This window comes from Curtobacterium sp. PhB78 (genome assembly GCF_003751685.1).
Classification (GTDB): domain Bacteria; phylum Actinomycetota; class Actinomycetes; order Actinomycetales; family Microbacteriaceae; genus Curtobacterium.
The window spans coordinates 25522-44417 of sequence record NZ_RKIA01000008.1; the positions used below are offsets into that span (position 1 = coordinate 25522).

At 70.5% G+C, this 18896-nt stretch carries 16 protein-coding genes; 8 read left to right on the forward strand and 8 right to left on the reverse strand.

What is annotated here, in order from left to right; translation table 11 throughout:
* Window positions 1-29 precede the first annotated feature (29 nt).
* The 3 genes from EDF53_RS17005 to opgC are packed head-to-tail and all read left to right on the forward strand — an operon-like array spanning window position 30 to window position 4962.
* Entirely contained in the window at window positions 30-2054 is a 2025-nt protein-coding gene (locus EDF53_RS17005; RefSeq protein ID WP_395873827.1) for a glycosyltransferase, read from the forward strand.
* Window positions 2051-2461 (forward strand): ATP-binding protein, encoded by a 411-nt coding sequence (locus EDF53_RS17010; protein ID WP_111084901.1) that lies wholly within the window; start codon window positions 2051-2053, stop codon window positions 2459-2461. The genes EDF53_RS17005 and EDF53_RS17010 overlap by 4 nt, the downstream gene beginning before the upstream one ends.
* The gene (gene opgC, locus EDF53_RS17015; protein ID WP_148058382.1) at window positions 2458-4962 is read left to right on the forward strand and encodes an OpgC domain-containing protein; all 2505 of its coding nucleotides are present in this window, start codon (window positions 2458-2460) and stop codon (window positions 4960-4962) included. Before EDF53_RS17010 ends, opgC begins: the two co-directional genes overlap by 4 nt.
* 68 nt (window positions 4963-5030) lie before the next feature.
* Here opgC and EDF53_RS17020 read toward each other — a convergent pair whose 3' ends face one another.
* The 8 genes from EDF53_RS17020 to EDF53_RS17055 all read right to left on the reverse strand — a co-directional run bounded on the left by EDF53_RS17020 (window position 5031) and on the right by EDF53_RS17055 (window position 13347).
* Entirely contained in the window at window positions 5031-5924 is an 894-nt protein-coding gene (locus EDF53_RS17020; RefSeq protein WP_123294662.1) for a hypothetical protein, read from the reverse strand.
* Window positions 5925-6019: 95 nt separating this feature from the next.
* Window positions 6020-6634 (reverse strand): response regulator transcription factor, encoded by a 615-nt coding sequence (locus EDF53_RS17025; protein ID WP_221181228.1) that lies wholly within the window; start codon window positions 6632-6634, stop codon window positions 6020-6022.
* A complete protein-coding gene (locus EDF53_RS17030) occupies window positions 6631-8004 on the reverse strand; it encodes a sensor histidine kinase (RefSeq protein ID WP_123294664.1) in 1374 nt (457 codons plus the stop codon). Before EDF53_RS17030 ends, EDF53_RS17025 begins: the two co-directional genes overlap by 4 nt.
* 257 nt (window positions 8005-8261) lie before the next feature.
* The gene (locus EDF53_RS17035; protein ID WP_260216014.1) at window positions 8262-9365 is read right to left on the reverse strand and encodes a Gfo/Idh/MocA family protein; all 1104 of its coding nucleotides are present in this window, start codon (window positions 9363-9365) and stop codon (window positions 8262-8264) included.
* Window positions 9362-10192 carry a ThuA domain-containing protein gene (locus EDF53_RS17040; RefSeq protein ID WP_123294665.1) on the reverse strand — a complete coding sequence of 277 codons (831 nt, stop codon included), beginning with the start codon at window positions 10190-10192 and terminating at the stop codon, window positions 9362-9364. The genes EDF53_RS17035 and EDF53_RS17040 overlap by 4 nt, the downstream gene beginning before the upstream one ends.
* 47 nt (window positions 10193-10239) lie before the next feature.
* Complete coding sequence (locus EDF53_RS17045) at window positions 10240-11130, reverse strand: carbohydrate ABC transporter permease (RefSeq protein WP_111084887.1); 891 nt, start codon at window positions 11128-11130, stop codon at window positions 10240-10242.
* Window positions 11127-11987, reverse strand: coding sequence for a carbohydrate ABC transporter permease (locus EDF53_RS17050; protein WP_111084886.1), 861 nt, complete (start codon window positions 11985-11987; stop codon window positions 11127-11129). The genes EDF53_RS17045 and EDF53_RS17050 overlap by 4 nt, the downstream gene beginning before the upstream one ends.
* A gap of 148 nt (window positions 11988-12135) precedes the next feature.
* Complete coding sequence (locus EDF53_RS17055; RefSeq protein WP_123294666.1) at window positions 12136-13347, reverse strand: sugar ABC transporter substrate-binding protein; 1212 nt, start codon at window positions 13345-13347, stop codon at window positions 12136-12138.
* Between the two features lie 174 nt (window positions 13348-13521).
* Here EDF53_RS17055 and EDF53_RS17060 point away from each other — a divergent pair, with 174 nt between their 5' ends.
* The 5 genes from EDF53_RS17060 (at window position 13522) to EDF53_RS17080 (ending at window position 18895) form a co-directional block, all read left to right on the forward strand.
* Window positions 13522-14538: a LacI family DNA-binding transcriptional regulator gene (locus tag EDF53_RS17060; protein WP_173170643.1), complete on the forward strand. Its 1017-nt coding sequence runs from the start codon at window positions 13522-13524 to the stop codon at window positions 14536-14538.
* Window positions 14539-14901: 363 nt separating this feature from the next.
* Window positions 14902-16221 (forward strand): ABC transporter substrate-binding protein, encoded by a 1320-nt coding sequence (locus tag EDF53_RS17065; RefSeq protein ID WP_123294667.1) that lies wholly within the window; start codon window positions 14902-14904, stop codon window positions 16219-16221.
* The gene (locus tag EDF53_RS17070) at window positions 16218-17189 is read left to right on the forward strand and encodes a carbohydrate ABC transporter permease (RefSeq protein WP_185021092.1); all 972 of its coding nucleotides are present in this window, start codon (window positions 16218-16220) and stop codon (window positions 17187-17189) included. Before EDF53_RS17065 ends, EDF53_RS17070 begins: the two co-directional genes overlap by 4 nt.
* Window positions 17189-18037 carry a carbohydrate ABC transporter permease gene (locus tag EDF53_RS17075; RefSeq protein ID WP_228510603.1) on the forward strand — a complete coding sequence of 283 codons (849 nt, stop codon included), beginning with the start codon at window positions 17189-17191 and terminating at the stop codon, window positions 18035-18037. The genes EDF53_RS17070 and EDF53_RS17075 overlap by 1 nt, the downstream gene beginning before the upstream one ends.
* Window positions 18038-18160: 123 nt before the next feature.
* Window positions 18161-18895, forward strand: coding sequence for an acyl-CoA dehydrogenase (locus EDF53_RS17080; protein ID WP_185021093.1), 735 nt, complete (start codon window positions 18161-18163; stop codon window positions 18893-18895).
* The last annotated feature ends 1 nt before the right edge of the window (window position 18896 follow it).

The window sequence follows — 18896 nt, forward strand, 5'->3', positions numbered from 1 at the left end:
GCCGGCGACCCCGCAGACGGAGTGACCGGGTGACGGCGCTCGACGTCAGCCGCCAGGACCGCCGCCGGCTCACCACCGGCACGGCCCGCCGACGACTCGTCACGGTGCGCACGGTCGCGCTCCTGGCGTCGATCGCCGGCGTGAACTACGTCGTCTGGCGCTGGGCCGCCTCGGTGAACTGGCACTCCTGGTGGATCGCCGTGCCGCTCATCCTGGCCGAGACCTACAGCGTGATCGACTCGCTCTTGTTCGCGTTCGGGGCGTGGCGGTTGCGCGAGCGTGGCGAGCCCCCGACGAAGCCGTCCTCCGACGTCACGGTCGACGTCTTCATCACGACCTACAACGAGCCCGTCGAGATGGTCGTGCGCACGGCCCGTGCGGCGCAGGCGATCACGCACCCGCACACGACGTGGATCCTCGACGACGGCAACCGCCCCGAGATGCGTGCGGCCGCCGAATCGCTCGGCATCGGTGTCATCACCCGCGGTGCCGACTGGATCGATCGTCCCCGGCACGCCAAGGCCGGCAACCTCAACAACGCCCTGCTCGCGACCCAGGGTGAGTTCCTGCTCATCCTCGACGCCGACCAGGTACCAGAGCCCGGCATCCTCGACCGCACGCTCGGCTACTTCAAGGACTCGCGGATGGCGCTCGTGCAGACGCCGCAGTGGTTCGAGAACGTCCCCGAGGCGGACCTGCTCGGCAGTCAGGCGCCGCTGTTCTACGGGCCGATCCAGCAGTCGAAGGACGGCTGGAACGCCGCGTTCTTCTGCGGGTCGAACGCGATCCTGCGGCGCGAGGCCCTGATGCAGCTCGGCATCTCCCGCTACGTGGTCGAGGTCGAGGCCTCGGTGCAGCGCACGATCACGACGTCGCGGAAGCTGCTGGCCCGTGCGCGTGAGACCGAGACGGACCCGCGGGTGCTCGGCGCTCTGGACGAGGCCGAAGCCGTCGTCGACCGCGCTCGCGACCAGGTCCGGGCCGGCGAACCGCTCGGCGACGTCACCTACGCGTTCCAGCGGGGGATCGACACGATCGCCTTCCGGTTCGCCGCCGCCGACCTCGAGTCGGTGCGGAACGACCTGCAGGAACTCGCCGCGATGTCGACCGACGCGAACACCTTCGCCGGGCTCGACGACGCCGCGCTCGACGTGCTCGGGCGGCGCGACGCATCGCCCGTGGCGGCCATCGAGTCGATCGCGGTCCTCGCACGGGCACTCGACGTCAACCGCGACGACGAGGCGCAGCCGATCATGCCGCTGGCGACGATCTCGGTGACCGAGGACATGGCCACCGCCATGCGGCTGCACGGGCTCGGCTGGAAGTCGGCGTACCACGACGAGATCCTGGCGAAGGGCCTGGCGCCGGAGGACCTGCCGACCATGCTCGTGCAGCGGCTCCGTTGGGCGCAGGGCACCATGCAGGTGTTCTTCCGCGAGAACCCCCTGGTGCAGAAGGGCCTGTCCTGGGGCCAGCGCCTGATGTACTTCTCGACGATGTGGAGCTACCTGTCCGGGTTCGCCGCGATCGTCTACATCGCTGCCCCGGTGCTCTGCCTGTCGTTCGGAGTCGTCCCGGTGCAGGCCTACAGCGTCGACTTCTTCGCACGGCTGATCCCGTTCCTCGTGCTCAACCAGCTGCTGTTCTGGGTGGTGGCCGCCGGCAGACCGACGTGGCGCGGGCAGCAGTACTCGCTCGCGCTCTTCCCGGTGTGGATCGAGGCGGTGACGAGTGCGTTCGAGAACGTGTTCCGCGGCAAGCCGCTCGGGTTCCGGGTCACGCCGAAGGTGCGTGACGAGACCGAGCAGAAGCCCCGGTGGGACCTCGTCAAGCCGCAGCTCATCGCGATGGGGACGCTGGTCGCGGCACTGCTCCTGATCGGCATCCGCTACCTGACCGGGCAGGCGTCGGGCATCGCGCCGCTCGTCAACACCGCGTGGGTCGTCTTCGACCTGTTCATCTTCAGCATCGTGATCCGGGCCGTGCTCTACCGCGGCCCGGGCACGGGAGTCCAGTCAGAGCACGAGTCGAGCACCGCCGGAGGACCACTGTGAGCGCCGAGACCACCTTCGACGTCGCCGCGACGCCCGTGTCGCTCGACGAGGTCCAGGATCGCTTCGGCGCCTGGTGGGACGGGCTCGGTATCGACGATGCCCGGCTCCGCTTCGCGCTGGAGACCGCGCTGGCCGAGGTCGCCGCGAACATCGTCGAGCACACCGCGCGTTCCGACCAGGAGGCCGGTCGGCGCTACACCGTGCGACTCGAGTCGACCGACCGGGCGCTCACCGCGGAGCTCACCGACAACGGTCTGCCCGTGGACATCGACCTGAGCGCCGTCACGATGGCCGACGTCGAGCAGGAGAGCGGACGCGGCCTGGCGCTCGCGATCGCCGCCCTCGACCGGCTGGAGCACCGGCACGAGCACGGGCACAACGTCTGGACGCTGGTGTGCGACCGGTGAGGCTGCTGGCGGCCCGCGTGGTCGCCGTCCTCGTCACGATCGCGACACTCCTGCTCGGCGGTGCACTGCCGGCGTCCGCGGTGACGGTGCACACGGCCGCGGCGACGGAGCCGGCGAGCGGGACGACGTGGTTCGGCCCGGACCTCGACTGGGGCGACGACTCCCCGGCGGGGTACGAGGGACGGCTCGGTGCGACGCCGTCGATGTACGGGGTGGAGATCGACTACCCGCTGGACCGCTCGGCCAGGCGAGAGCTCCTCCGCGCGACGCGTGCCGCGGCGACGCAGGGCGCGGTCCTCGTCGTGAGCCTCGAACCCGGGCAGTCGCTCCGGTCACTCGACGCCGCCGACGCCCGCGCCGCGAACACCGCGTTCCAGGAGATCCACGACCAGTACGACACCCAGGTGCTCGTGCGGTTCGCGCCGCAGATGAACGGCACGTGGGTGCGCTGGGGGCAGCAGCCGACCCAGTTCGTGCAGGCGTTCCGGACGCTCGCGACCGCCGTGCACGGCGGCGACTCCGACGCGCGCATGGTGTGGTCGCCGTCGTACGGTGCGGGGTACCCGTTCGGTGAGTCCGCGGGACGACTGGCAGACCTCTCCGCGACCGACGTCGCGAAGCTCGACACCAACGGCGACGGCGAGCTGACCGCGGCCGACGACCCCTACGAGCCGTACTGGCCGGGCGACGCCTCGGTGGACTGGGTCGGCTTGTCGCTGTACTACTTCGGCAAGGGCAAGTCGACCGAAGCCGCCGGTCGTGACGTCCCCCTCACCCGCAACGACGTGCCGGAGCGCGGCGAGGTCGAGTCCCGGTTCGACGAGACGTGGGGCTACGAGCAGCAGCAGGCGGACAGCTTCTACGAGCGGTTCGCCGTGGACGGTGACCGGTCGATGCTGCTCGACACCGGCGCGCTGTACGACCACACCCGCCGGGGCGATGCAGAGCTCCCGGTCAAACAGGGCTGGTGGCGGCAGGTGATCGCCTCGGTCCAGGACCGCCCGTTGATCCGGGGCGTGACCTTCCTCGAGACGAACCGCCGCGAGCCCGAAGCCGGGAACCGTGTCGCCGACTGGCGCGACACCGCGGTGCCGGGGATCGCCGGGTCGTTCCGCACCGACCTCGAGCGCGGTGACCACTTCGCCTTCGGGCCCGTCACCGACCGCATCACCACGCAGCAGGGCAACGCCGCGACCGACCAGCAGTACGACACCGGCGGCGACCAGATGGCGTGGATCGTCTGGGTCGCCGTGGGCCTGGCGGTGGTGTTCCTGCTGAGCGGGCTGTTCGGACGGTTGCTGCCGAGCTGGCGCTACCCCGACGACGGCAAACCCGGGCGTGACCTGCGGCTCGACCTGTTCCGCGGGTTCATCATCCTGGCGGTGGTGATCACCCACATCGAGATCGGCGGGCCGTACTCGTACCTCACGCTGCACGCGGTCGGTGCGATCACCGGTGCCGAGATGTTCGTGTTCCTGTCCGGCATGGTCCTCGGCATGACCTACCCGTTCGCCATCAAGAAGTTCGGCGAGTGGGCGGCCGCGATCGGGGCGTGGAAGCGTGCCCGCAAGCAGTACCTCGTCACGCTCGTGGTGATCGCGGTCGTCTTCGCGCTGAGCTTCGTCCCGTTCCTGAACACCGACGCGATCACGACGTTCACCGACCGGGGGACCGGCACCGGGGGCGTCGGTGCCGAGGGCCGGGTGTACGACCTGTACCCGAACGCGATGCAGCTGCTCGGCTACCCGCCGCCGTGGTACGCCATCCGACAGTTCCTGCTGCTCGAGATGGGCCCGTGGCCGTTCAACATCATGGGTCTGTTCGTGGTGCTGAGCCTGTTCATCCCACCGCTGCTCTGGCTGATCCGCCGCGGCTTCTGGTGGGTGGTGTTGGTCGTGAGCTGGGCGCTGTACGTGTTCCAGGCCCTCAACCCGGAGTTCCGCCCGCTGAACTCGCAGTTCGAGGCGGTCTTCCCGCTGCTCACCTGGCAGGTCGTGTTCACCCACGGACTCGTGCTCGGGTACTACCGACGGCAGATCATCGGCGCGCTCACCGGGCGACTCGGCAAGGTCCTGGTCGGCATCGGTGTCGGCGGCTACGCGGCGTTCCTGGTGTACGTCTGGGCGGCGAACCACGCCGGGTTCACACCGGTGCCGTTCCCGGCGTCGATGTACGAGGACCTGTACAACACGGCGTACCAGCGGGTGGACCTGCAGTGGGGCCGACTGGTCGACATCGCGTTCTTCGCGATCGTGTCGTACGCGATCCTGACGGTGTTCTGGAAGCCGATCTCGACGGCGATCGGCTGGCTCTGGATCCCGATCGGGCAGGCGAGCCTCTACGTCTTCGTGTGGCAGGTGTTCTTCGCGCTGGCGATCGCGTCGATCCCCGGCGTGCCGTGGGGCGACTTCTGGATCGGCTTCGTGGTGCACTCGGCGTTGATCCTGCTGGCCTGGTACATGGTCCGCAAGAAGTTCCTGTTCTCGGTCATCCCGCGCTGACGCGCGCACCGATGGACAGGAGGCCCGTGGCGGCGTCGCCACGGGCCTCCTGTCCCGCTCCGTCCGCGTCAGCGGATCGCGACCACCAGCGGCTGCGGGTCCACCGGGTCCGGCGGCACCGGCAGGGAGCCACGGATCTGGTTCTGCGCCTGGCACTGGCTCGTGCAGTTGGTGGCACCCTGCGACAGCTCGACGGCGTCCTCGCCGAGCACGCCTCCGAGCCGACCACCGGGCTGGACGGTCCACGTGGTGGTCGTCGCGGTCTGCGACGTCTTCGTGGCGACCTGCGGGCTGTCCTTGCCGAGGAGCATCTGGTGCGAACCACTGCCGGACGCCACGGCCGCGACGCCGTCGCCGAAGTTGATCTTGCCCGTGTACGGGTTCGTGAAGTAGACGAGTCCCGCACCGAGCGTGTGCGTGAACGTCACCGGGCCGGCGAACTCGGTCTCCATCTGGAAGACGCCGCCCTGGGCGCCGTCCTTCGCCTGGACCTTGAGCTTGCCGGCGGCGGTGGCGAAGATCGCGACGAGGGTGTCGTCCTTGACGTCGAGCGAGGACAGCTTGGTGCTGGCGAGCTGCGCGGCGGTGAGCGAGGGGACCTTCGACGCGAACACGACGGTGGGCTTCGTCACCATCCGCTGCGTGTCGGGCGCGCCGGTGAGCGTGTAGTCGTACACACCGAGGTCGGCGATGCGGATGTCGAAGCCGTTGTGCTTGCCACGGACCTTGATCGAGCCCGAGACGGCGACGTCCTTGACCTTGAAGTCCTTGCCCACTGCGGGGTTCGTCGTGGTCCCGTTCACCGTGACGGCGTAGTCGCCACCGGTCGAGGTCTTGCCGGACGCGTTCGCGGGGGAGACCCCGACGAGGGCGGCTGCGGCCACGGCGCCGAGGGAGACCGCGGCGGCGATGCCGGTGAGTCGGCGGCGGGAACGCCGGGTGGTGGGGGATGCCGTGTGCATGGGTGCCTCCTGGGGAGGGGCCGGGGTGGCCCGTACACGTCGATCGTCGCCGGACCCGGTCGTCGGCACCATCGGACCTTGGTACTAGTACCCGGTCACCAGCCGTGGTCGCGGGCCCAGAGCGCGGCGCTCGTCCGGTCGGCGACCCCGATCCGCCGGAACAACGAACCGACGTGCACCTTCACCGTCCGTTCGGCGATCCCGAGCTCCGTGGCGATCTGCCGGTTCGACAGCCCGCGAGCGAGCCGCACCAGGACGTCACGCTCGCGTGGGGGCAGGTCCGGTCCTGGGTCGACGTGCACGGCCCCGGGCAGGAGCGCACGGGCCACCCGCGGGTCGATGGGCGTCTCGTCCCGGGCAGCGGCGCGGACCGCGGCGACGACCTCGTCGGGGGAGGCGTCCTTGAGCAGGTAGCCGGTCGCTCCCGCGGCGAGCGCGGCTCGGACGCGGTGGTCGTCGGAGAACGTCGTGAGGACGAGCACCCGGACAGCGGGCAGCAGGGCGCGCACCTGCCGGGTTGCCTCGACCCCGCCGGCGCCCGGCATCGACAGGTCCATCACCACGACGTCGGGTCGGAGCCCGGGGGCGAGCGCCACCGCGTCCTCGCCCGTCGATGATTCGCCGACGACCGCGCAGTCGTCGGTCGTCGCGAGGACGGCGCGCAGGCCGCTCCGGACGAGGGCGTGGTCGTCGACCAGGAGCACCCTCACCGCAGGTCCTCGGTGTCCGCGGGGACCTCGAGCTCCCAGGTGGTGCCGGTGCCGGACCCGGTGCGGAGGCTCAGGGACCCGCCGGTGTCCTCGGCGACCTCGCGCAGCAGCGTCGTCCCGAGGTGCCCGGCGCGGATCGAGCCGACGACGACCGCCGGGTCGAACCCGGTGCCGTCGTCGGCCACGACCACCCGCACGACGGCTCCGGACCGGTCCACCGTGACCTCGACGCGGTTCGCTCCGGCGTGCTTGACGGCGTTCCAGACGGCCTCGCGGACGAAGCGCACGACCGCGAGGAGCGCCGCCGGCGAGGCGTCGACGACGTCGGGCGAGCGGACGACCGTGGTCAGTCCGGCGGCGCGGGCCCGTGCGCAGGCGTCCTCGAGCGCGGGACCGAGTCCGTCGGGCGTCGGGGCCGCTGGACGGATCGTCGACATCGACGTCCGGAGCGAGGACACCGCCGACCGGAGCACGACCGCGGCGTCGCGCGTGGCGGGGTCGGCGCCCAGGGACAGGGCGAGGCCGGCGACGTCCTGCACCGGGCCGTCGTGCAGTTCCGCGGCCATCCGGCGACGTTCGGCGGCCTCGGCGTCGAGCGCGCGGCCGAGCAGCCGTTCGCGCAGCCGCTGGCCGGAGCGGATGCGGACGAGCAGCCAGAGCAGCAAAGGGACGAGCAGTGCGAGCACGACGGCGACGACGCCGAACGCCAGGGCGGCGAACGACCCGCGCAGGTCCGCAGCTCGGGCGAGCACGTCGTCGTAGGGCTGGTACGCCTCGAACAGCAGCGCTTCCCCCGAGGGCGTGTGCACCGCCTGGTACGCCTCGAGCAGCGGCCCGTGTCCGCGTTCGTAGCGGTTCTCGGGCTCGTCGAGGTCGGACACCTCGGCGTCCGACCGGTCGGACGCCAGCGCCTCGAGGTCCTCGGCGGACAGCGGGAACCGCTCGCCGACCAGCCGCCGTTCATCGGACCACAGGACGGTCCCGTCCGCCGCCCAGAGCTTCATGCGCACGGCCGATCCGGCCCGGAGCTCGCCGGCGACCGCGTCGTCGAGTCGCGTTCGGGCGGCGGCGTGATCGGCGTCCGTCGCGGCCGGGTCAGCGATCACGTCGAGCAGCGCCGGCTCGACCACGACCCGTGCCAACGCCGCGGTGTCGGTGGTCGCGTCGCGGACGGCGAACGACTCGGCGATGCGCTGGGAGACGAGTGCCCCGGCGGTCGCGACGGCGGCGCCGCCGACCACTGCGGCGAGCACGACCCCGACGAGGACGCGGCCCCACGGAGTCCGCCCCGTCCGTCGCCGCGGGTCGGCGGCGACCACCACGACCGGCTGCGCGGTCGTGCCACTGTCCGACGACCGTTGTCCGTGCACAGGGACACCGTAACCGGCGCGCCCTGGTCGTGGGGGAAGGCGGACGGGAGGCCCGTGGCGGCGTCGCCACGGGCCTCCCGTCCGTCCTCGGTCACGTGCACCGCACGCGTCGCGCCCAGCGGAAGTGGTCGCGGTCCCACGACGCGCCGCTCACGTCCGCCGAGGTTCCGATCGGGGGCCTGACGGACGCCGACATGCCGAGATCTCGGAACCTCGGCGGAACACGCGCGGGCGTGCCGGGCGGGTGTGCCGGCGCGCTACGACGCGGGCACGGACGCACTCAGCGCCTCGCGCACCGAGCCCCACGCGGCCAGGTGGTCGCGGACCGCGTCGTGCCGCTCGGCGGCGAGTGCCTCGACGTGTGCGCGCTCGAGCACCTCGTCGATGACGATGCGCTGCCCGGTGCGGGTCGACGCGATCGCCGCCTCGACCATGGCGAGGCTCATGACGTTGCCGTGCACCTCACCGTCCGGGGTCTCGCCGGAACGCACGGCGTGCACGAACGACGTCAGCGCCCCGGCGATCTCGTGCCCGACGCTGGCGGCGGGCGACGGCGCACCGGCGGTGCCGTCGAGGTCGCTGGACGGGTCGTGGTCGCCGTCCCACAGCGCCGTGCCGGCCGCACCCGAGGCCCGCCAGTCGCCGTTCCACGAGGTCTCGGCCCCCGGCGCGCACCACGAGCCGTCGTACACGTACCGGACGTCGTCCTCGAAGGCGAAGACCGCTGCCGCCGCCGCGTCGCCGCGGTACCAGGACCACGACGGGTTCCACGACTCGCAGTACACCGACACCGGGTCCCGTTCGAGCACGTAACGGGCGGAGTCGAACGCGTGGATCGCCATGTCGAGCAGCAGGACGTCGTCCATCTGCTCGCGGAAGCCGCCGAAGTGCGGGGCCTTGGCGAACCGGGTGCCCAGGCCGCCGATCGTGCCCAGGCCGCGCACGTGCTGGCGGAACGCGACGAGCTGGTCGTTGTAGCGCCGCGACTGCGACACCATGAACAGCTTGCCGGTGGCCTCGGCGGCCGCGGCGAGCGACAGCGCCTCGGCGACGGTCTGCGCTGCGGGCTTCTCGCCGAGCACGGGGAGCCCGGCGTGCAGGGCCTGCAGCGTGACGGGGTGGTGCGCGACCGGGACGGTGATGTCGAGCACCGCCTGTGCACCGGTCTCGGCGGCGAGCACGGTCAGGTCGGTGCCGACGGGGATGCTCGGGTCGCCGGCGTGTTCGGCACCGGCCCGGGCGGCGTCGAGGTCGAGGTCGACGATGCCGACCAGCTCGACGTCGGGGTCGGCGGCGACGGTGCCGAGCCAGGCCCGGCCCATGCCGCCGGCACCGACCTGCAGGACGCGGAGCGCGGTCACGCCTGCGCCCCGGCGTGGTCGTCGACGGGGGCGTCGTCGACAGAGGCGTCGTCGACGGGCGCGTCGTCGAACGGGCCGCGGTAGTGCTGGCCCTCGAAGTACTCGCCCAGGTCGTAGCGGCGGAGCGTCGGGATCTCGCGCTCGCGCTCCGGCCGCGCCCACTCGGTGGCGTTCGCGATCACGCGGCGCACGTCCTTGTGGTGGTACACGGGGAAGTCCTGGTCGCCGGGCGAGAAGTAGAAGATCTTCCCCAGGCCACGGCGGTACGTCATGCCGCTCCGGAACACCTCGCCGCCGGTGAAGCCCGAGATGAACACGAGCTCGTCGGGGGTCGGTACGTCGAAGTACTCGCCGTACATCTCCTGCTCGGGGATGACGATCGGGTTCGGGACGCCGCGGGTGATCGGGTGCTGCGGGTTGACGGTCCAGACGAGTTCCTGGTCGTGCTCGCTCCGCCAGCGAAGAGTGCACGTGGTGCCCATCAGCTTGCCGAAGATCTTCGACCAGTGGCCGGAGTGCAGGACGACCAGCCCCATGCCGGACAGGACGTGCTTGTGCACCCGGTCGACCACGGCGTCGTCGACGTCCTGGTGCGCCGCGTGCCCCCACCAGGTCAGGACGTCCGTCGCGGCCAGGACCTCGTCGGTCAGGCCGTGCTCGGGCTCCTGCATGGTGGCGGTCCGGACGACGGCGTCGGGCAGGTTCTCGCGGATGCCGTCGGCGATCGCGCCGTGCATGCCGTCGGGGTACCGCTCGGCGACGTGCTGCTCGACCTGCTCGTGGACGTTCTCGCCCCAGACGGTGATGCGCAGCGGGGTGGTGGTCATGGTGTGCCTTTCAGACGGTGGTACGTGGTGGCGTCGGTCCGGGGCCGTCACTTGACGGCACCGCCGAGGGCACCAGCGGAGATGTACTTCTGCGCGAAGATCAGCAGGACGGCAGCGGGCAGGGACGCCAGCACCGAGGTCGCCATGACGGGTCCCCAGTCGGTGACGTTCGAGCCGATGTAGTTGTAGATGCCGAGCGTGATCGGTCGCACTGCGGTCGTCGACGTCAGGGTCAGTGCGATGAGGAAGTCACCCCACGCGCCGAGGAACGTGAAGAGCGCCGCGGTGACGATGGCGTTCCGGCTGATCGGCACGACGATCGACACGAACGCCCGGAAGTCGCTGGCGCCGTCGACCAGTGCGGCCTCGACCAGGCTCGGCGGGATCGACTCCATGAACGCCCGCATGAGCAGGATGGCGAACGGCACCTGGACCGCGCTGTCGGCCAGGATCAGCCCGACGTAGCTGTTGAGCAGCCCGATGTTGTTGAACAGCGTGTACAGCGCGTTCGCGATGACGATCGCCGGGATCATCTGGGTGATCAGCAGCACGAGCAGGAACACCCGGCCGCCGCGCATCCGGAACCGGGCCAGCCCGTAGGCGGCCGGCGTCGCGATGGCCAGCGTCAGCAGGACGGTTCCGAGGCCGATGATCATGCTCGACAGGAAGTTCTGCCCCTGCTGGGCGAACGCGGCCTCGTACCCGGCGAAGGTGGGGGAGAACGGGAACCACGTCGCCGTGGCAGCCCCGGACGTCGCCTGCAGGCTGGTGTTCACCATCCAGTAGACGGGGAACACCATGATCGCGAGGAACACGCACCCGAGGATCGTGAACGGGATGCCCTTGGCGGAACCGCGCGGGCGGGGTGCCCGGGTGGTCCGCTTCGTCGTGATCGCGCGGGTGGCGGTGACGGTCTGGTTCGCGAGTCCGACGCTCATTCGTCGACCGCCTTCCGGGAGATCGCGATGTAGACCATCGCGAAGACGAACGAGACGACGATGAGCACGTTGCTCACCGCGGCTCCGATGCCGAACTGGAAGTTGATGAACGACTGGTGGTACGCGTTCGTGGCGAGGGTCTGCGTCGAGTTCGCCGGCCCGCCGCCGGTCAGGCCGAGGATGATGTCCACGACCTTCAACGTGTAGACGACCCCGAGCACGACCACGACGCTGACCACCGACCGGATGCTCGGCCACGTGATGTACCAGAACGCCTTGAACCCGGTGGCGCCGTCGAGCGACCCGGCCTCGTAGAGCTCCGGCGGGACGGACTGCAGACCGCTGTACAGGATCGTCGTGTTGAACGGGATGCCGAGCCACACGTTGACGCCGATGACGGCGATGAGCGCGAGGCTCGGGCTGACCAGCCACGGGACCGGGGCGATGCCCACCAGGCCGAGGAGCTGGTTGAGTGCCCCGCTGTCCTGGTCGAGCAGCCACTTCCACACCGCGCTCGAGGCGATGAGCGGCAGGAGCCACGGCAGGAGCAGGAGCCCCCGCAGGAAGCCCGACAGCGGGAAGTGCCGACGGAAGAACAGCGCGAGGCTCAGCCCGATGACGAACTGCAGGATGATCGAGCCGGCCGTGAACAGGGCGGTGTTCACGAGGCTCGTCGTGAAGACCGAGCTCTGGAACACGGAGATGTAGTTGCCGAGTCCCACCCAGGGGGCCTCGCCGGTGAAGAAGGTCGCCGTCGTGTAGTCCTGGAAGGACATGATGATGTTCTTCACCACGGGGTAGCCGAAGAAGACGGCCACGAAGACCGCCGCTGGCACCACGAAGAGCCATCGGGTCACGCCGGATCGGAACCGGGCTCGTCGTTGCCCGGGTCGGGGTGTCGTCACGGGCGGGATCGTCCGTGGTCGTGTCTGTGTCGAGGCGCTCACGCCGGGGTCCTTTCCTGCACGCCGGAGGGAGCCGACCGGTCGGCCGGCTCCCCGTGGACTACTGCTCTTGCGACTGCGCCTGCTTGAGCGCTGCCTCGGGGCTGGCCTTGCCGGTGAGGGCGAGCTGGACGGCGGTGTAGATCTTCGTGGCGGCCTTGGGCCAATCGGGTCCGAGCTCACCGGTGCGCGCGCGGGCGGTCTGCACCGTGGTGACGAAGGACGCGACCTGCGGGTGGTCCTTCGCCCAGGCGGCGCCGGCCTCGAGGTTGGTCGGCACGTTGCCGCTGACCTCGGACAGGGTCTTCTGCATCTTCTGCGAGTGGAGGCAGCCGACGAACTTGCCGGCGAGCTGCATCTTGTCCTTGTCACCGGTCTGCGGGACGGTGAACGCCTCGCCGCCGAGCGGTGCGACCGTGGCCTCGCCGGTGCGTGTCGGGATCGGGACGCTGTCGAACTCGAGGCTCTTCTTCTCGTTGAGCGCCGGCAGCTGCCAGGGACCGTTGATCATCATCGCGGCCTTGCCGGCCAGGAACTGGTTGTTGACGTCCGCCTGGGCCCAGTTGATCGAGCTCTTCGACATCGAGCCGTCGTCCTGCAGGTCCTCGACGAGCTGCAGCGCCTGGGTGGCGTCCGCGGTGGCGATGTCCTTCTCGTCACCGCCGTTCGACCAGAAGAACGGCAGGAACTGCCAGGTGCCCTCGTACGTGTTGATGTTGCTCATCGCGAAGCCGTAGGTCGAGCCCTTGGTGAGCTTCTTCGCCGCGGCCTTGAGCTCGTCCCACGTCTTGGGCGGCTGGACGCCGGCGTCCGCCAGGAGCTTCTTGTTGTAGTAGAGCGCGATGGAGTTCGTGTTCGACTGCAGGCCGTAGAGCTTGCCCTTGTAGGTGCTCGCGGCCTTCACACCGGGGACGTCGCCGTCGGCGTCGAGACCGTAGTCGGACAGGTCGGACAGGGCACCGGAGGAGGCGATCTGCTGGACGTCGGGGTTGTCGAGCATGAGGACGTCGGGAAGCGTCTTCGACGATGCCTGCTGCAGCACCTTCGCGATCAGGCCGGCGCCGGCGACGTGGTTGATCGTGACCGTCGCGCCGACCTCCTTCGCGCACGTCTTGTAGACCGGGTTGTAGTTCGCGTCGTAGTAGTCCTCGATCGTCAGGGCCTTGCTGCCGCCCGACGAGGCCGATCCGGAGCCGGAGCAGCCGGACAGGACCAGGGGGATCGTGGCGACGACGGCGACAGCGCCGACGAGGGCGCGCGTCCGGCGGGACATGGAGGGGAATCTTTGCTTCATTGCAGAGCTCTTCTCTTGACGGGTGCTGGGGCAGGCACGCATCGACGAGGCCGCTGACGTCATCGTCGCTGTGCTCCTGGGGCGAGAAGCTAACAGATAAGCGCTTCACCTGTAAAGCGCTTTTCTGACTTCGTGCGCGCTAGGATCAGCGCCATGGCCACGATGCAGCAGGTCGCCGATCGGGCGGGGGTCTCGATCGCCACCGTGTCCTTCGTGGTGAACGGGACGAAGTACGTGACCCCCGGCACGACCGCGCGGGTGAAGACCGCGATGCGCGAGCTGAAGTTCCGCGGCAACGTCGTCGCCCGGGCCCTGGCGAGTCGGCGGACCCGGATCATCGCGCTGCTGTTCCCGACCACCGGCAACCGCTTCAGCCCGACGACCTCGCAGTTCTTCATGAGTGCGGCGGAACGGGCGTCCGAGCGGGGCTACCACCTCGTGCTCTGGCCGGTGGACCCCGCTGGAGACGACCTCGACGACCTCGTGTCGGGTGGGCTCGTGGACGGCGTCATCCTGATGGAGGTGCGGATGGACGACCCCCGCGTCGCCGTCCTCACCGACCTCGGCGTGCCGTTCACCCTGATCGGCCGGACCCGCGACAGCAGCGGTCTGCCCTTCGTCGACATCGACTTCGAGACGACCATCGAGGACAGCCTCGACCACCTCGAGACGCTCGGGCACCGCCGGTTCGGACTCGTGCTCGAGGACCTCGAGGGCACCCCGATGGCCGGCTACGCGCCACACCTGCGCGTCGAGGCGACCTTCCGGCGCGCGATCGCCGAGCGCGGGCTGGCCGGGACGGTCGTCACCGCCGGGCCGGGCAGCGACGGTGGACGGCAGGCCACGAGCGACCTGCTCGCGGCGGACCCCGACGTCACGGCGCTGCTCGTGATGAAGGACGACTCGTCCGCCGGCGTCCTCGTCGGCCTCTACACCGCCGGGCGGCGGGTCCCCGAGGACGTCTCCGTGCTCAGCATCGCGTCGTCCGAGGCCAACGCCGACCAGCACTACCCGCGGCTGTCGACCATGGTCGCGCCGGGTCAGGAGCTCGGGATCCGGGCCGCCGACGCCCTCATCGAGCAGCTCGACGGCACGTCCGACGACCTGCCGCACTTCCTGCTGCCGTGCACGCTCCGCACCGCGGAGTCCACGGCCCCCGCCCCCGCCTGACCACCTGCCAACCCCGCCCGCGAAAGCGACAGATCTCCGCGAACGGTTCGCGGCACACTGTCGCTTTCGCAGCACTGACGGGGGCACCTGCGCGCGTTCTGTCGCTTTCGCGACCACCTGCCGGACTGGAGGCGCGGGTCGTCCCCGCCACGGGCCTCCAGGCCGCCGCCCCGCGGCCCCACGTCCCCACCCGCGAAAGCGACAGATCCCTCCGAACGTTCCGCGGCAGGGTGTCGCTTTCGCGACAGTGACCGAGCCGCCAGCGACACCGTGCGGCCGCCGCCGCGCGCGCCCACCGGGCGCTCAGGGTCCGTTGGTTGTGTGGACGCACAGGTTCGCAGCACCACACGTCGAGGAGGACGGATGGCCATCGACCGCAGGATGTTCCTGCTCGGGGGAGCGGGGGTGCTGCTCCTCGCGGGTTGCTCCACGCGCCCCGAGCGCACGCTGGTCCAGGACTGGCCCACCGACCCGCCGGAGGGCGAGGCGACGATCAGCTGGTGGGCGGGCCAGGTCGCCTCGAAGGACGGCGGTGACCTGCGGCGCCGGCTCATCGCCGAGTTCCAGAAGGAGCACCCGAACATCCGGGTGCGGATCGTGAGCGCCCCGAGCGACACGGACACGAACCGGACGAGCCTGACGACGCAGATCGCGGCCGGCAGCAGCACGCCGGACGTCTACCTCGGCGACGTCGCGTGGCCCGGGCAGTTCGCGAAGAACAAGCTCGCCACCCCGGTGAACCAGCTCGTGGGCGAGGACTTCTTCGACCAGTTCCCCGAGGGCCTGCGGCAGGCGGCGAGCGTCGACGGGACGTACTACATGTTCCCGCTCTACATCGACGAGTCGTTCTTCCTGTACCGGAAGGACCTGCTCGCGAAGCACTCCCTGCAGGTGCCGGGGTCGTGGGAGGAAGTGCGCGAGACGGCCGCGAAGCTCGTCGACACCGGTGACGTCAGCTACGGGTTCGCGTTCCAGGGCGACGTGTACGAGGGCCTCACCTGCAACGTCACCGAGTTCGTCGCGGACGCCGGCGGCTCGCTGCTCAACGACGACCTGACGAAGCCCGAGACGACGAGCTCGGAGACGAAGCGCGCCTTCGAGTTCATGCGGTCCCTGATCACGGACGGCGCGAGCCCCCGGGCCACCCTGACGTACCAGGAGCAGGACACGAACGACGCCTTCTCGGGCGGCCGGGCGGCGTTCCTGCGCAACTGGTCGTACGCGTGGGGCATCGCGAACGGGCCGGACAGCCAGGTCGCGGGCAAGGTCGGGCTCGCCGCCCGTCCCACGTTCGACGGGCAGGACGAGCACCACTCGACCATCGGTGGGTGGGGGAACTACATCAACCCGCACACGCAGCAGCCCGCGGCGGCACTGACGTTCGCACGCTGGATGTCGAGCGAGACGGCGCAGCAGTTCCTGACCCGCGAGGGCGGCGTGCTGCCGGCCCGCAGCGCGTCGCTCGTCAGCGAGGACGCGAAGCGGCAGAAGCGCCCGACGTACGACACCGCGGCCGGCATCACGCTCGTGCCCCGTCCGACGTCGACGGCGTACTACCCGAAGGTCTCGCAGGGCGTGTACCAGAACGGCAACAGCATCCTCGGCGGACAGGCGTCCGTCGACGGCGGCACGAGCACGATGGCCTCGGCCATCGCGCTCGCCCTGCAGGGGGAAGCGCTGTGAGCGCCGGCACGGCCACACGGTCGGGCACCAGGCCGGGAGGCACGGGTCGCCAAGACCCGCCGCCCCGCCTGAGCGGGCGGTCGCGTCTCGACCGCATCCGCGCGCGGGGCGCGTGGGGCTTCGCGGCCCCGGCGCTCCTGGTCGTCGCGGCGGTGACGATCTTCCCGGTGGTCTACTCGATCGTCCTGAGCTTCGCGGACGTCGAGGTCGGCTACGAGGGGTTCACGATCCAGTCGTTCGGACTCGGCAACTACGCGGCCCTGCTGCAGAGCGCGGACTGGTACCGAGCCCTCGGGTTCACGGTGCTGTACACGGTCGTGACCGTCTCGGTGGAGCTCGTGCTCGGCATGCTCGTCGCCCTCGTGCTCGAGCGGCTCGGGGCCACGCGCGGCTGGATGCTCGCGCTCATGCTCATCCCGTGGTCGCTCGTCACCATCGTCAACGCGCAGCTGTGGAAGTACATCTACGACAGCACCTACGGCGTCGCGACGTGGTTCTTCGGCCTGTTCGGGGACGCCCCGGTGATCCTCGGTGAACCGGTGCCCGCGATCACGGGCCTGATGGTCGCGGACATCTGGAAGACGACGCCGTTCGTGGCGATCATCCTGCTCGCCGGGCTCGTGCAGATCTCCGAGGACCACTACGAGGCCGCTGAGCTCGACGGCGCCAGCACCTGGCAGACGTTCTGGCGGGTGGTGCTGCCGCAGCTCACCCCGACGCTGACGATCGCGGTGCTGTTCCGCATCCTGCAGGCGTTCGGCGTCTTCGACCTGCCGTTCGTGCTGACGAACGGCGGACCGGGCACCGCCACCCAGTCGCTCGCGATCATGGGCTACAAGGTCCTGTTCCAGGACATCAACATCGGCCCGGGCGCGGCGATCGCGACGTCCACCGCGATCATCGTCGCGGCCGGGTGTCTGCTGTTCCTCCGGGCGTTCCGGAACCAGGCGAAGGGAGGGGATGCCTGATGCCCCGTCAACGTGTGCGCAAGGGCTGGCGCAGGTGGGTCAACACCGTCAACGTCAGCGGCGTCGTCATCGCGGTGCTCACGGCGCTGCCGCTGTACTGGCTGGTGTCGACGTCGCTCAAGCCGGCGTCCGAGATCGGGCAGTCGCCGCCCACCGCGTTCCCCCAGTCGTTCACCCTCGACAACTTCGTGGTGGCCTTCCGCGACAACGCCCTCGGGCAGTACATGGTGAACAGCGTCATCGTGTCGGTGTCGACGACGGTGATCGTGCTCGCGCTGGCGTTCCTGGCGGGCTACGCGCTCGCCGGCCGGTGGATCAAGGGCCGCACGGCGATCATGACGTCGCTGCTCATGCTCTCGGTGTTCCCGGCGATCGCGGTGCTCACGCCGCTGTACCTGCTCGAGCGCAACCTCGGGCTGCTCAACTCGTACCCGGGCCTGATCGTGCCGTACGTCGCGTTCAACCTGCCGTTCGCCATCTGGATCATGCGGAACTACCTCGTCGGGATCCCCTCGACGATCGAGGAAGCGTCCGAGATCGACGGGGCGGGGGCGTGGCGCACCGTGCTCAGCGTGATCCTGCCGATGGCGAAGCCGGGCCTGTTCACGGTCGGCGTCTTCACGTTCACGGCGTCGTGGAGCGAGTTCCTGATGGCGCTGACGTTCAACAGCGAGAACTCGTTCCGGACGATCCCGGTCGGCATCGCGCTGTTCGGCACGCAGTTCACGGTGCCCTTCGCGCAGATCTTCGCGGCGAGCGTCGCGGCGACGGTGCCGATCGTGATCCTGGTGCTCGTGTTCCGCCGCTCGATCGTGTCGGGGCTCACCTCCGGTGCCGTCAAGGGGTGACGCGTCCATTGATTCCTGAGGGATAGTCCGCCAGGATCGGAGCAGACGTCGACGGCGACGGCCAGGACCAACCACCCCGGCCGTCGCCGCCACCGATCGGCGTCACGGATCAGGAGACACGTCATGGCTGACAGCACTGCGCCCCCGCGCGCCCGGAACCGCGGCCGTCGCGCGGACGACACCGCCCGCCGCTCCCGGCGTCGCAACCGGGTGTTCGCGCTCGCTGCCGGCGGGGTCCTCGTCATCGGTGGCGCGGGCTACACGCTCGCGTCGTGGACGGACACCGAGTGGGTGTTCGGCGGCAACGGCTCGGGTGGGCCGGGCGTGGGGACGTCCGGGTTCGAGGTCGAGCAGAACGTCACGGCGCCGTTCGCCGCGGCGGGCTTCACCTCGGACGAGACGAACCCGGGCCAGGCGCTCCGGTTCACCGTCGACGCGCTCGCCCTGTCGCCGGGCAGCGCGACCTACGCCCCCGTCGCGCTCCGGACCACCGCCGACTCGATCGCCGGCGACCTGGTGCTCCGGGCAGCGGTCCCGGCGTCCGGTGTCACGGTCTCCGACGCCGACGACCTGCTGTGGAACGCCCTGCAGGTCCGGGTCGCCGCGATCACGGACACCACCGCAGTGTGCGACGCCACCGCGTTCGACGTGCCGTGGACGAGCGTCGCGTCCGGGCCGCTCGGCACGGCTGCCGCGACGATCGCGCGGCCCCTCGCCGCGGCCAGCGGGTCGACGCAGGTGTACTGCTTCGAGGTCTCGCTGCCCGCGTCGCCGACCCTGCCCGCCGGCACGTCGGTCGACGCGCTCCAGGGGCGGACGGCCGCGCCCGCGTGGCAGTTCGCCGCCGAGTCCGACTGAG